Below are 12,523 nucleotides of genomic sequence, written 5' to 3'. Positions count from 1 at the left end.
GGCGCGGGCCGCCCCGCACCCGGCGCGGTATGCGGAGGTTTGCCGGGCGGACAGCCGCGCGACTAAAATTCAAGATCATCGATACTTTCTTCGATCCACCGGTGTACCACCGGTATTCCACTGCAGTGGCCCCACTGATGGAGGGCGGCCATGGCAAAGATCCTTGCGGTGCTCTATCCGGATCCCGTGGGCGGCTATCCACCCGAGTACGCCCGCGACGCGATTCCCACCATCACCGGCTATCCGGGCGGTCAGACCGCGCCGACCCCGCAAGCCGTCGACTTCACCCCGGGACAGTTGCTCGGCTGCGTCTCGGGAGAACTGGGGCTGCGCCGCTTCCTGGAGGAGCGGGGCCACACCTTCGTCGTCACGTCCGACAAGGAGGGCGCGGGCTGCGCGCTGGACCGCGAGCTGCCCGACTCCGACGTGGTGATCTCGCAGCCCTTCTGGCCCGCCTATCTGACCCCCGACCGGATCGCCGCGGCGCCCCGGCTCGGACTCGCGATCACCGCCGGGATCGGGTCGGACCACGTCGACCTGCCGAGCGCCATCTCCCACGGCATGACGGTGGCGGAGGTGACCTACAGCAACAGCATCAGCGTGTCCGAGCACGCCGTCATGCAGATCCTCACCCTGGTGCACGACTACCTGCCCGCCCATGAGTGGGTGACCGCGAAGAAGGGCTGGAACATCGCGGACAGCGTCTCGCGCTCCTACGACCTCGAAGGCATGGACGTCGGCGTCCTCGGCTCCGGCCGCATCGGCCAGGCGGTGCTGCGACGCCTCAGGCCGTTCGACGTCGCCCTGCACTACTGCGACGTGCACCGGCTGCCCCAGGACATCGAGGAGGAGTGGGAGCTCACCTTCCACCCCGACGCCCGTTCACTGGCCTCCTCGATCGACGTGCTGTCGATCCACACCCCGCTGCATCCGCAGACCCAGAACCTCTTCGACGAGGAGCTGATCGGGGTCATGAAGCGCGGGTCGTACATCGTCAACACCGCACGCGCGCTCATCGTCAGCCGGGACGCCGTGGTGCGGGCCCTGGACAGCGGACAACTGGCCGGATACGCCGGTGACGTCTGGTATCCGCAGCCGCCACCGCCCGACCATCCCTGGCGCACCATGCCGCACGAGGCGATGACCCCGCACGTGGCCGGTACGACGCTGTCGGCGCAGGCCCGCTACTCCGCCGGCACCCGGGAGATCCTGGAGTGCTGGCTCGACGGACGGCCCGTCCGCCCGGAGTACCTGATCGTCGACGGGGGCGGGCTCGCCGGGACTGGAGCGCGCTCGTACACGGTCGCCGGATGACCGGCGACGGCCGGCGGGCGAGAGGCTGTCGCCGGGGGGCCGTGAACCGGGCGCACCCGCACTGCTTCGCGCGCCTCACAGCGGCTGCTGCGCCCAGATGGTCTTGCCGTTGCGCAGATAGCGGGTGCCCCAGCGTTCGGTGAGCTGGGCGACCAGGAAGAGCCCCCGGCCGCCTTCGTCGGTGGTGGCGGCGTGGCGCAGATGGGGGGAGGTGCTGCTGGTGTCCGAGACCTCGCAGATGAGGTCGCGGTCGCGGATGAGCCGGAGGGTGACCGGGCCGCTGCTGTAGCGGTAGGCATTGGTGACCAGCTCGCTGACAATCAGCTCGGTGGTGAAGACCAGGTCCGCCAGCCCCCAGTCCTTGAGCTGGGCCACCGCGAGCGCCCGGCCCTCGGCGGCCGCGGTCGGCTCCTCCGGCAGCTCCCAGGTGGCCACCTTGTGGGCGGCCAGGCAGCGCGTACGGGCGGTGAGCAGTGCGATGTCGTCGCTGGGGCGGTCGGGCAGCAGTGCGTCCTCGACCGCCTTGCAGGTGTCCTCCAGCGAGCGGGCGGGCCGGCTCAGCGCCTCGCGCAACTGGGCCAGGCCCTCGTCGAGGTCGCGGCGGTGACGCGCCAGGAGGCCGTCGGTGTAGAGGGCGAGCACCGTGCCCTCGGGCAGTTCCAGCTCGGCGGCCTCGAAGGGCAGTCCGCCGAGGCCGAGCGGCGGACCGGCCGGCAGATCGGGGAAGTCCACCCGTCCGTCCGGTGTCACCACCGCGGGCGGCGGATGACCGGCGCGGGCCAGGGCGCAGCGCCGGGAGACCGGGTCGTAGACCGCGTACAGGCAGGTCGCGCCGACGACCTGCGGGGCCCCCTCGCCGATCGCCTCCTGCTCGGCTGCCAGCCGGTCCACGAGGTCGTCCAGATGGGAGAGGACCTCGTCCGGGGGCAGGTCGAGGTTGGCGAGGGTGTGGACGGCGGTACGCAGCCGGCCCATGGTGGCCGCCGCGTGGATGCCGCGGCCGACCACGTCACCGACGACGAGGGCGACCCGCAGCCCGGAGAGCGGGATGACGTCGAACCAGTCGCCGCCCACGCCTGCGGTGGCGTCGGCCGGCAGATACCGGTGGTCGATCTCGACCGCCGGGTGCTCGGGCACCTCGCGCGGGAGCAGGCTGCGCTGGAGGGCGAGCGCGGCCTGGTGCTGCTGGGTGTAGCGCCGGGCGTTGTCGATGCAGACGGCGGCCCGGGCCGCGAACTCCTCGGCCAGCGTGAGGTCGTCCTCCTCGAACGGCTCGGGGCGCCGCCACCGCCACAGGCTCACCACGCCCAGTACGAGGCCGCGCGCGACCAGTGGCACGACGATGAGCGAGTGGACGCCCAGTTCCAGGACCCGCTCGACCTTGTCCGGGTCGAGGGAGGACCAGCCGGGAGAGAACTCCAGGACCGGTTCGAGGACGGGAGTCCGCTCGGTCAGGCATCGGGCCTGCGGGGCGTCCGGCGGGAAGTGCATCGTGTGGCCCACCGGATACATCACCGGAGGAGCCTCGGGTGAGATGCTGCGGACAGCCGCCCGGACCATGGGGGCCAACGCCTCCTGACCTGGTTCCTCACCGCGGGTGACCGGTTCGAGCAGGTCGACGGAGACGCAGTCCGCGAGCTCGGGGACCGCCACCTCGGCCAGCTCGCGCGCCGTGCGCTCCACGTCGAGGGTGGTACCGATACCGGCACCGGCCTCGTTGAGCAGCGCCAGTCTCCGGCGGGCCCGGTAGCGGTCGGTGACGTCCTCCACCATCTGGGTGACGCCGAGGATGCGGCCGGCGGAGTCCTGCATCCGGAAGGCCGACACGGACACCACCAGCTCCCGGTCGGGGTCGTGCCGCAGATGGCAGGGCTGCTCGGTGAAGATCAGCGGCTCGCCCGTTTCGAGCACCCGCCGCAGCTTCGCCTCCACCGTTTCCGCGTCCCGGCCGATGACGAAGTCTCCGGTGCGCAGCCCGTGGTAGTACTCGGCCGGGATGCCGCCGAACCGCGCGATCGCCCGGTTCACCCGCAGCAGGCTCAGGTCGGGGGCGTGCACCGCGAGGCCGATCGGGGAGCGGCGGAACATCCCGTCCAGGACGGACCGGTCCGTCTCCCACTGGATCACCTGCTCCGCGGGCGCGCCGACGAGAACCCACTCGATGTCGCCGTCGGCCCGCGCCACCGCCCGGACCCGGCAGCCCAGCTCCACCCGTTTGCCGCCGCGCTCCCGCACGGGGATCACCCCGAACCAGCCCCCGGCGCTCACGCAGTGCGCCACCGCGGCCATGACGACGTCCTCGTCGCGCGGGTCGAGCAGCACCTCGCGCGCCGTCCGCCCCAGCACCTGCTCCGGCGAGTGGCCGAGCAGCGCCTCGGCGCGCTCGCTCCAGCCGACGACCCGCCCCCTGCCGTCCAGCACCGCGGAGGCCGAGCGACGCACGGCGAACGGGTCGTCCGGGCCCTCGCTGAACGTCGTCACCGGTGTGTCCATCACCTACCACCCTCGTACCGTCCCCGTGGGACCGCGCGTCGGCGCCCGGGACGCTGCTCGATCCGCCTTGATCGGGCGCCTGGCTCGACTCGAACCCAGTATCGGCCTGGTAAATGCACTCCGCGCGCTTCACACGGCATCCGTATGGGCCCGCGCCCGCCGTCACGGCGCACCGCCCCGCCCCTCCCCCGGCGGGCCGTCAGGCGCGGAGATAGGCGAGGACGGCCAGGACGCGACGGTGCCCCTGGCCGTCGAGGTGGAGGTCGAGCTTCTGCAGAATGCTGCTGACGTGCTTGTTGACCGCCGCTTCCGTGACATACAGCGCGCGGGCGATGGCGGCGTTGGCCCGGCCCTCGGCCATCAGGGAGAGCACCTCGCGCTCGCGCGGGGTGAGGCGTTGCAGCGGATCACGGCGGCGGTTCAGGAGCTGGCCGACCACTTCGGGGTCCACCACCGTCGCGCCTGCCGCGACCTGGGCCACCGCGTCGACGAATTCGCCGACGGCGCTGACCCGGTCCTTGAGGAGGTAGCCGACGCCGGTGTCGCTGCCGAGGTCGAGCAGATGGGCGGCGTAGGACTGCTCGATGTACTGGCTGAGGACCAGGATCGGCAGGGTGGGACGCTCGTGGCGCAGGAACACCGCGGCGCGCAGCCCGTCGTCGGTGTTGTCCGGTGGCATGCGGACGTCGGTGACGACGATGTCGGGGTGGTGCTCCTGGACCGCGGCGACCAGGGCGTCCGCGTCGCCGACGGCGGCGAGTACCTGGTGGCCGAAGCGGGTGAGCACGCCGACCAGGCCGTCCCGCATCAGCGGGGAGTCCTCGGCGAGCACGACGGTCAGCGGCACGGCAGCTCCACATGCAGGAGGGTGGGTCCGCCCGGCGGGCTGGAGATGCGCAGTCTGCCGTCCGCCGCGGCGACGCGGTCGGCGAGCCCGGTCAGGCCGGTGCCCCCCTCGGGGGCGGCACCGCCGATGCCGTCGTCCCTGACGGACAGGGTGAGGACGTCGGTGTGCAGGCGGGCGTGCACGTCGGCTCGGGTCGCTCGACTGTGCTTGGTGGCGTTGGTCAGCGCTTCGGCGATCACGAAGTACGCGGTGGTCTCCACGGCGACCGGAACCCGGCGTGGCAGGCGGATGTCGGCCGTGACGGGCAGGGCGGAGCGGGCCGCGAGGTTCTCGACGGCCGCCGGCAGGCCGTGGTCGGTGAGGGCCTTCGGATGGACGCCGCGACTGAGCTCACGCAACTCCTCGACGGCAAGGGTGACTTGGGCCTGGGCGTCGGCGAGCTGCCCGGCCAGCGGTGAGTCCGGCGCGACGTCGAGGCGCGCCAGGCCGAGCGTCACGTTGAGGGAGACCAGCCGCTGCTGCGCTCCGTCGTGCAGGTCCCGCTCGATCCGGCGCCGTTCCGCGTCGAAGGCGTCGACCAGACGCGCGCGGGAGGCTCGTACGTCGGTGAGCTGCCGGCCCAGTTCGCTGTCGCGGGGCTCCAGCATCAGGCGGGTGACGGCGGCCCTGGCACCGGCCCAGGCGGTGATGGTGTACGGCGCGGCGAGCAGCAGGCACAGGCCGACGATCGTCAACGGCCAGGCACCGGGGTCGTCGGCCGGCGAGTACATCACCACTACGGGGACGACCAGGGCGAAGCCCAGTACGAGGAAGTCCATCCACCACAAGGCGGCCGAGGACACCGCGGTGAAGCCCAGCTCGCGCCAGGTCACCGGCTCCCGCATCCGGGTCTGCAGCCATCCGCGCAACCCCGGGCGCTCGGGGGCCTGGTGGGGGTCGGGCACCGGGTCCAGGTCCACCAGGCGCAGGCGCCACCGCTCGAAGCGGGTGACGGCGATGCCCGACAGCGCGACGCCGAGCAGCAGCACCGCGCCCACGACCACGATCAGGGAGACGATGCCCGCGATCAGCGCGCTCACCAGCACGGCCGTGGCGAGGGCGCCGAAGGCGACCCCGGACAGGAGGTAGGCCAAGGACCGCCAAGGCCAGCTCGACCGAAGCATTTTCAGCGGGTTCTGGCCCAGGGCCTGCCAGGCGGTTCGATGTCGCACCCGCCGACCGTACCGGGGCAGGGATCTTGCTGCGGTAGTGCTGGCACTACCTTCGGACTCCCTTTTACGCCAATGCGCCGGCCCGGGGCGAACCGGTGCACTGGGCGCCATGAGAATGTTCACCGTCCGCAGTGGCGCCCGTCGCAGACTGGGCTTCCTGGTGGCCGCGTTCGGCATCACGACGGCCGCCGCCTCCCTCTCCTCGGCCGCATCGGCCGCCCAGCCCGCCGCGCGCCTGGCTCCGGCCTCGATCGACCGCTTCGTCACCGACTACCTGGAGCAGACGCGTCTGCCGGGCGCGGTGATCGCCGTGACCAAGGGCAACCGGGTCGTCCACACGGCCGGCTACGGGCACACCGCCTCCGGGCAGGCGGTGACCGCGCGCACCCGCCTGCCCGTGGCGTCGCTGTCGAAGTCCATGACCGCACTCGCCGTCATGCAACTGGTCGAGGCGGGCAAGGTCGACCTGGACCGGCCCGTGCACCGCTATCTGCCCGAGTTCACCATGGCCGACCGGCGCGCGGCACGGATCACGGTCCGCCAGCTGCTGACCCAGACCTCGGGCATGGCCGACTCGACCTATCCCGATCTGGCTCGCGCCCAACCGCACACCCTCAAAGAGGCGGTGGCTGCGATGCGCGGGGCGCACCTGGCCACCGACCCCGGCGCCAAACACCGGTACCACAACCCCAACTACTTCGTCGCGGCCCGTCTGGTCGAGGTCGTCAGCGGACGGCCCTTCGCCGACTACCTGTCCGCCAAGCTCTTCGAGCCGCTGCGCATGACGCACACCACCTCCGTCGACACCACGGACGACATGCCCGACCACGCCCGCGGCTACGTCCGCGCCTACGGCGCGGTGATCCCCCGTTCCCACCCCCGCTGGTTCGCCGCCGGCAGTCATGGCGTCGTCACCACCGCCGACGACCTCTCCCAGTGGCTGATCGCCCAGAACAACCAGGGGGTGTCCGCCGACGGACGCCGTATCGCCACCGCGCGCACCATCGAGCTCACGCACACCCCGCCACCAGCACCCCGGGACAGCGACTACGCGATGGGCTGGGCGGAGAACCGGCACGACGGCGGCCCCAGAGAGATCCAGCACACGGGCCAACTGCTGACCCACAACTCCATGGCGGCCCTGCTGCCCGACAGCAAGGTCGGCATCGCGGTCGTCACCGACACCGGCATGCTCTCCGGGGACGACGCACCCCAGATCCTCCAGGGCCTCGTCGACCTCGCCCAGGGCAGGCACCCCGAGGTGGCCGAGCCGTTCTCGATGACGGCCGACCGGGTCCTGGCGGCCCTCACCCTGCTGGCCGTGGGCCTCGGCGTCCGCGGCGTCCTGCGCGCCCGCCGATGGGCGCTGCGCACCGCACGGCGACCGTGGTGGCGAACGGCGCTGCGGATGCTGCCCCAAGCCCTTCCCCTCCTTCTCCTCACCCAACTCGCCGCGCTGCTCGGCCTGCTGATGAACCGCTCGGGAACGCTCGCGCAGACCACCTACGCCTGGCCCGCCCTCGTCGTCTGCGCGACCGCGGCGGCACTCGCCTCCACCGCGGTCGTCACCGCACGCGCTGTGGCCCTGCTGCGAAGGCCGGCTGCGCGGCCGATCCGCCGCTGAACAGGTCCCGGCGTCGGCCGCGGGACCGGCCGGCGCCGGGACACCCGTCGCCCCCCAGAGGCCGACACCTCAATAATGTGGTCATGGAATTCTTCTGCTACCACCGCGATCGACCCGGCTCCTTGGCGCTGCGCGAGGAGTTGTTGGAAGCGCACTGGTCCTACATGGACCGCTACGCGAAGGAGATGATCGCCCGCGGCCCGACCCTCGTCGGCGAGGTGCCCACCGGCAGCGTCCACATCGTCGATGTGCCCGATTTCGCCGCGGCCCGCGCGTTCGCCTTCGACGAGCCCGGCTACCAGGCCGGCGTGTACCGGGACGTGCTGCTGCGCCGGTGGCGCAACATACTGGGGCGCACGATGTGGGACTTCCCCGGTGGCGCGACCGGCGGCAACCGCTACCTGGTGCTCGGCCTCGGCACGGGGCCGGCAGCCGACCTCGCTCTGCCGCCCGACCAGGACGAGCTGATCGCGTACGGTCCGCTGCTGTCCGACGACGGCGCCACCTGGGTGGGCACCGCGGCCCTGGTCCGAGCGCCGGACCCGGACTCGGCACGCACCGTCCTGACCCGGGAGCGATACGCCGACATCGAGGTCCACAACTGGCAGTTCGGCGGCCGGTCGTGAGGGATCGGGGTGTTGCCCGTCATCACGTCCTGGGGGATGTCCGCGCCGGTGGCCCGGGCGCGGCCGGCCGTGGCCTTGCGCGCTGACCGCTCAGGGGCGCCGCAGTGTCGCGGTGGCGATCTCCAGGAAGTCGCGTAGCAGCTTCTCGCGCCGGTCCGCCGCAACGGCCAGGCAGGTCTCGATCCCCGGGGCGTCCGTGACGGGGAGGTGGGCGAGGTCGGGGCGGGTGTAGGACCGCGCGACGCTCAGCGGAACGAGCGCGATGCCGTGCCCGGAGGCGATGAGCTCGAACTTTTCTTCCAGAGACGACGTCCGCCGCCTGGGTATGTCGAGCATCCGCTCACCGTCGAGGTCCGCGGAGGTGAGCTCCTGACGGCACGCCAGCGGGTGCGCCGCGGGCATGCAGGCGACCCTGGGCTCGCGGCCGATGGGAATGATGCGCAAGCCCGAGTCGTCGAACGGCCGCCGTAGGTAGCCGACCTGGGCACGGCCGTCCCGGAGCGGCCGGTCCTGCTCCCACCACCGTGCCGGGACGAGGTCGGTCTCGACGTCCGGGTGGCGCGCCGCGAACGCCCGGATCGCCTCCGACACATGGAGCCCCGGGGAGAAGGCGACCACGAGCCGTTGGACGCCCTGATCGACGTCGTGCACGCGCCGCACCGCCGCGGTGACCGACCGGAGGATCGCTTGCGCCTCCTCGTAGAGCTGGTTCCCGGCGGCGGTCAGCTCCACGCTGCGGGTGGACCGCACGAACAGCGTGCACCCCAACTCCTCCTCGAAAGCCCTGATCTGACGGCTGAGAACCGGCTGGGTGATGTAGAGCTGCTCCGCCGCCCGGCCGAAGTGCCGGTGCTCGGCCACCGTGGCGAAGTAGCGGAGCTTGCGTAAATCGAGATCCATGCCCTGAAGGTATCAATTGTCGGGAAGGGTATTGGACGCCGCGGACGGCCGCCCCAAGACTTGACGCATGATCGTCATTACCACTCCCACCGGCCAGATCGGCGGCCGGCTCCTGGAGATACTCCTCGGCGCGCCCCGCACGCACGGCGAAGAGCTGCGCGTCATCGCGCGTGACCCCGGGAGACTTCCCGACGCGGTCCGCGCCCGCGTCGACGTCGTCACCGGCTCGCACGGCGATGCCGAGGTCGTCGACCGGGCCTTCGCCGGCGCGGACGCCGTCTTCTGGGTGGTCCCCGCAAACTCCCAGGCACCGAGCCTGGACGCCATGTACTCCGGGTTCACCCGCGCTGCCGCGAAGGCCTTCACACACCACGGAGTCGGACACGTCGTCGGCGTCTCGGCGCTCGGCCGGGGCACCCCCGTCGCCGGCCGTGCCGGACACGTGACGGCGTCGCTGGCCATGGACGACCTCATCGCGAGCACCGGTGTGCCCTACCGGGCACTCGCCAACCCGACATTCATCGACAACCTGCTGTGGCAGGTGGCTTCGATCCGCGACGACGGCGTGTTCACCGGCACCGTCACCGCTGACCGCACGGCACCGACGGCCGCCACCCGGGACATCGCCGCGGCCGCCGCCGACCTCCTGCTCGACCGCTCGTGGGCGGGGACGGGCGAGGTCCCGGTGCTGGGCCCCGAGGACCTTTCGCCGAACGACCTCGCGCGCATCATGTCCGAGGTGCTCGGCCGCCCGATCCGCTACGAGCGGCAGACGCTCGACGCATGCCGCACCTCACTCGCCGGACACGGCATCGGGGACCCGCTCGTGCAGGGATACCTCGACATGATGCGGGCCAAGGACGAGGGCCTCGACGACGGGGTGCGGCGCACCCCGCAGACCGCGAGCCCGACGTCCTTCCGCGAGTGGTGCGAGCAGGTCCTCAAGCCGGCGGTCCAGGCATGAGCGCCGGGACCGCCCTCATCGTCGGGGCCTCCCGGGCCCTCGGGCTCGGCCTGGCCACCGAGTACGCGCAGCGGGGTTGGGACGTCATCGGGACGGTCCGGGGCGATCGGCGCACCGGACTGCACGACCTGGCCGAGGCGTCGGACGGTCGCGTCACCGTCGAGTCGCTGGACATGACGGAGCCGGAGGAGATCGCCGCGCTACGCGAACGCCTGGCGAAGCGCACCCTCGACCTGCTGTTCGTCAACGCCGCCATCACCCGGGGCGACATTCCCGTCGGCGAGGTCCCGACGGAGATGTTCGCCGAGGTCATGGTCACCAATGCGCTCAGTCCGATGCGCGTGGTCGAGTCCTTCCGCTCGCTGGTCAAACCGACCGGGACCCTCGGCGTGATGTCCTCGCGCCAAGGCAGCCTCGGCCTGAACACCAAGGGCGGTCACGACGTCTACCGCGCCAGCAAGTCCGCCCTGAACCAGCTGATGCGCAGCTACGCCGCCCGGTACGCCGACGCCACGCACACGCTGCTGCTCATGTGCCCCGGCCACGTCCGCACCGAACTCGGCGGACCGGACGCGCCGCTGACCATCGACCAGTCCGTCCCGGGCGTGGTGGACACGATCAACCGCCACAGCGGCGAACCGGGCCTGAAATTCCTCAACTACCAGGATCAGCCGGTGCCCTGGTAGCAGCCGTCGGACGTGGCCCGGTGAGCGCGGCGAGGCCGTCTCGTCGTCATCGGCGCTCGCCGTCCGTTCGGAAGTGCTCGACGAGCACGCTGAGGACGAAGAGGTTCCGGATCGTGGCCGCGGTGTCCGTCAGGGTGTGCCATGTGCCGTCGATGTCGAGCCTGACGGCCCCGCGCTCGATCTCCAGCTGCCGCACCTGCGGCCACCGGGCGGCGACCTCCGCGGAACCGACCTCCTCCCGGGTCAGCCAGATGTCCCCGAAGGCGAGTCGTTCGCCCTGGTCGAGTGCGGCCAGGGCGCGCGGCATCTGGGCGCGGATGACGGCCCGTCGGACTTCGGGCACCCATTCCTCCGCATCGCCGTGCTCCGGCCCGTCGTACAGCACCACCCGCTTCCCTTCGACATCGGTGAGCGTGTGGACGCCGAGAGCGCCGGCTCGGGCCGAGCCGTGCGCGGGCCGGATGCCCTGGTGGAACACCGAGGTGGTGTCGTAGCGGATGACCTGGATCCGTCCCTTGATGGCCACCGTCATCCCGTGCTCGTACAGGTCCAGTCGCGCGTCCACGCGCCCCTTCGTCGCGGCGGACCGGCCGTACCGGGCGAAGGCCAGCAGAGTGCGGATCACCCGGAGCGGGCCGGTCTGCGCGGGGGGCGGATGCCCGGCCCCCGCGTAGGTGGCGCGCCGCCTGCCGATGCGCGCGCGGCCGGCCGCTGCCGAGATCCGCGCCAGCAGCAGTTCCTCACCGTGCGCACGCGGTGCCGGACGGGTCATGGCGTGGTGCGGGTGAGGCCGCGGCCGGCGTCGTGCCCGCGCAGGATCATCAGGTGCGTCCGGCTCAGCAGTCGGCCCGGCGACACCCCCAGATCGTCGGCCAGACGGCGTCGGGTGCGGTCGTAGACGGCCAACGCTTCGGCCCGCCGGCCGCTGCGGTACAGCGCACGCATCAGCATCGCGGCGACCGGTTCGTTCAGGGGCTGCGCCACGGACAGGGCCCACAGCTCGGCGACGGCCTCGGAGTGCCGGCCCAGCCGCAGCTGCCAGTCCAGCTTCCGCTGCGCGAGGGCGATCCTGCGCTCGGTGAGCCGTAGCCGCTCCAACTCGACGAACGGCCCGGGCAGACAGGACAGCGGCTCCCCGCGGAACAGCTCCACCGCCTGGGCGCAGACCCGGACCGCCTCGGCCAGTTCGCCGGCTCGCTCCGCCTTCGCGGCGGCGGTGACCAGCTCCTCCATGCGCGTCACATCCACCTCGACCGCGCCGGGGACCAGCCGGTAGCCGCACCGATCGCGCTGGATCACCGAGTCCTGGCCGTCCCCCCTGTTCAGGATCTTCCGTAGTCGGTAGATGTACACCGGCACCACCTTCGTGTTCGGCGGTTCCATCCCCCACACTCCGTCGAGCAGTTCCTGCTGGCTGACCGTCCGGTCCGGGCAGAGCGCCAGCGCCGCCAGCACGGCCTGCTGGCGGAGCGGCCCCAGGTCCACGGGCTGCCCGTCGCGCCATGCCCGCAGGGGGCCGAGCACGCAGATCCGCACCCGCGGCTCGCCCGTCCGGCCACCGGCGGCCCGTGCCACCGGGCTCGCCGCCTCACGCGGGCCGTGGCCGGGGACGACCAGGCCGCAGTCGAAGGCGTGGACGATGGCGGCGGCCCGGTCGCGCAGCCCGAGTTTGGTGAGGATCCGGGCGAGGCGTCCGGCCACGGCGTCGTCGGGGAGGGCGAGGGAGGAGGCGATCTCGGCGTCCCTCAGGCCGCAGCCGACCGCGTAGAGCAGCTCGCGCTCCTGGGGCGTGAGCGTGGTGACGGTCGATCGGTCGGCGGTCGCGGTCGTCGGCATCGCGGGATCCCCTGACTCCGGT

The 12,523-nt window shown here is 72.2% G+C and carries 11 protein-coding genes; 5 read left to right on the top strand and 6 right to left on the bottom strand.

Annotated elements, in window-relative coordinates:
• The first annotated feature begins 150 nt into the window (after positions 1-150).
• Positions 151-1,314, top strand: a complete 1,164-nt coding sequence (locus ACZ5XZ_RS01815; protein WP_468973535.1) for an NAD-dependent formate dehydrogenase — start codon at positions 151-153, stop codon at positions 1,312-1,314.
• A 75-nt stretch (positions 1,315-1,389) separates the two neighbouring features.
• Here ACZ5XZ_RS01815 and ACZ5XZ_RS01810 read toward each other — a convergent pair whose 3' ends face one another.
• From ACZ5XZ_RS01810 to ACZ5XZ_RS01800, 3 genes are all read right to left on the bottom strand, one after another.
• A complete protein-coding gene (locus ACZ5XZ_RS01810) occupies positions 1,390-3,807 on the bottom strand; it encodes a SpoIIE family protein phosphatase (RefSeq protein ID WP_468973533.1) in 2,418 nt (805 codons plus the stop codon).
• 199 nt (positions 3,808-4,006) lie between these two features.
• Positions 4,007-4,654 (bottom strand): response regulator, encoded by a 648-nt coding sequence (locus tag ACZ5XZ_RS01805; protein WP_468973531.1) that lies wholly within the window; start codon positions 4,652-4,654, stop codon positions 4,007-4,009.
• Positions 4,645-5,865, bottom strand: a complete 1,221-nt coding sequence (locus ACZ5XZ_RS01800; RefSeq protein WP_468973529.1) for a sensor histidine kinase — start codon at positions 5,863-5,865, stop codon at positions 4,645-4,647. The genes ACZ5XZ_RS01805 and ACZ5XZ_RS01800 overlap by 10 nt, the downstream gene beginning before the upstream one ends.
• Positions 5,866-5,980: 115 nt before the next feature.
• Here ACZ5XZ_RS01800 and ACZ5XZ_RS01795 point away from each other — a divergent pair, with 115 nt between their 5' ends.
• Together ACZ5XZ_RS01795 and ACZ5XZ_RS01790 are read left to right on the top strand one after the other, a co-directional pair.
• Positions 5,981-7,489, top strand: coding sequence for a serine hydrolase domain-containing protein (locus tag ACZ5XZ_RS01795; RefSeq protein ID WP_468974155.1), 1,509 nt, complete (start codon positions 5,981-5,983; stop codon positions 7,487-7,489).
• Between the two features lie 83 nt (positions 7,490-7,572).
• On the top strand, positions 7,573-8,115 hold the full coding sequence (locus ACZ5XZ_RS01790; RefSeq protein ID WP_468973527.1) for a YciI family protein: 543 nt from the start codon (positions 7,573-7,575) through the stop codon (positions 8,113-8,115).
• Between the two features lie 90 nt (positions 8,116-8,205).
• On the opposite strand, the gene ACZ5XZ_RS01785 is transcribed toward ACZ5XZ_RS01790, so the two are convergent.
• Complete coding sequence (locus ACZ5XZ_RS01785; RefSeq protein ID WP_468973525.1) at positions 8,206-9,015, bottom strand: LysR family transcriptional regulator; 810 nt, start codon at positions 9,013-9,015, stop codon at positions 8,206-8,208.
• Positions 9,016-9,082: 67 nt separating this feature from the next.
• Here ACZ5XZ_RS01785 and ACZ5XZ_RS01780 point away from each other — a divergent pair, with 67 nt between their 5' ends.
• Both ACZ5XZ_RS01780 and ACZ5XZ_RS01775 read left to right on the top strand, forming a co-directional pair.
• A complete protein-coding gene (locus tag ACZ5XZ_RS01780; RefSeq protein ID WP_468973523.1) occupies positions 9,083-9,979 on the top strand; it encodes an NAD(P)H-binding protein in 897 nt (298 codons plus the stop codon).
• A complete protein-coding gene (locus ACZ5XZ_RS01775) occupies positions 9,976-10,665 on the top strand; it encodes an SDR family oxidoreductase (protein WP_468973521.1) in 690 nt (229 codons plus the stop codon). Before ACZ5XZ_RS01780 ends, ACZ5XZ_RS01775 begins: the two co-directional genes overlap by 4 nt.
• Before the next feature lie 46 nt (positions 10,666-10,711).
• Here ACZ5XZ_RS01775 and ACZ5XZ_RS01770 read toward each other — a convergent pair whose 3' ends face one another.
• On the bottom strand, positions 10,712-11,437 hold the full coding sequence (locus ACZ5XZ_RS01770; RefSeq protein WP_468973519.1) for a DUF6585 family protein: 726 nt from the start codon (positions 11,435-11,437) through the stop codon (positions 10,712-10,714).
• Positions 11,434-12,501: an AfsR/SARP family transcriptional regulator gene (locus tag ACZ5XZ_RS01765; protein WP_468973517.1), complete on the bottom strand. Its 1,068-nt coding sequence runs from the start codon at positions 12,499-12,501 to the stop codon at positions 11,434-11,436. The genes ACZ5XZ_RS01770 and ACZ5XZ_RS01765 overlap by 4 nt, the downstream gene beginning before the upstream one ends.
• Positions 12,502-12,523: the final 22 nt, after the last annotated feature.

Source organism: Streptomyces sp. NPDC033270 (genome assembly GCF_055576575.1).
The sequence above is the reverse complement of the archived record's forward strand: the minus strand, read 5'-3'. Positions and strand labels throughout refer to the sequence as shown.

What these genes read in the sequence shown, in the direction of transcription:
- ACZ5XZ_RS01815 (WP_468973535.1), top strand. Translation starts at nt 151, where the DNA reads ATGGCAAAGATCCTTGCGGTGCTCTATCCGGATCCCGTGGGCGGCTAT.
- ACZ5XZ_RS01810 (WP_468973533.1), bottom strand. Translation starts at nt 3,807, where the DNA reads ATGGACACACCGGTGACGACGTTCAGCGAGGGCCCGGACGACCCGTTC.
- ACZ5XZ_RS01795 (WP_468974155.1), top strand. Translation starts at nt 5,981, where the DNA reads ATGTTCACCGTCCGCAGTGGCGCCCGTCGCAGACTGGGCTTCCTGGTG.
- ACZ5XZ_RS01790 (WP_468973527.1), top strand. Translation starts at nt 7,573, where the DNA reads ATGGAATTCTTCTGCTACCACCGCGATCGACCCGGCTCCTTGGCGCTG.
- ACZ5XZ_RS01785 (WP_468973525.1), bottom strand. Translation starts at nt 9,015, where the DNA reads ATGGATCTCGATTTACGCAAGCTCCGCTACTTCGCCACGGTGGCCGAG.
- ACZ5XZ_RS01780 (WP_468973523.1), top strand. Translation starts at nt 9,083, where the DNA reads ATGATCGTCATTACCACTCCCACCGGCCAGATCGGCGGCCGGCTCCTG.
- ACZ5XZ_RS01775 (WP_468973521.1), top strand. Translation starts at nt 9,976, where the DNA reads ATGAGCGCCGGGACCGCCCTCATCGTCGGGGCCTCCCGGGCCCTCGGG.
- ACZ5XZ_RS01770 (WP_468973519.1), bottom strand. Translation starts at nt 11,437, where the DNA reads ATGACCCGTCCGGCACCGCGTGCGCACGGTGAGGAACTGCTGCTGGCG.
- ACZ5XZ_RS01765 (WP_468973517.1), bottom strand. Translation starts at nt 12,501, where the DNA reads ATGCCGACGACCGCGACCGCCGACCGATCGACCGTCACCACGCTCACG.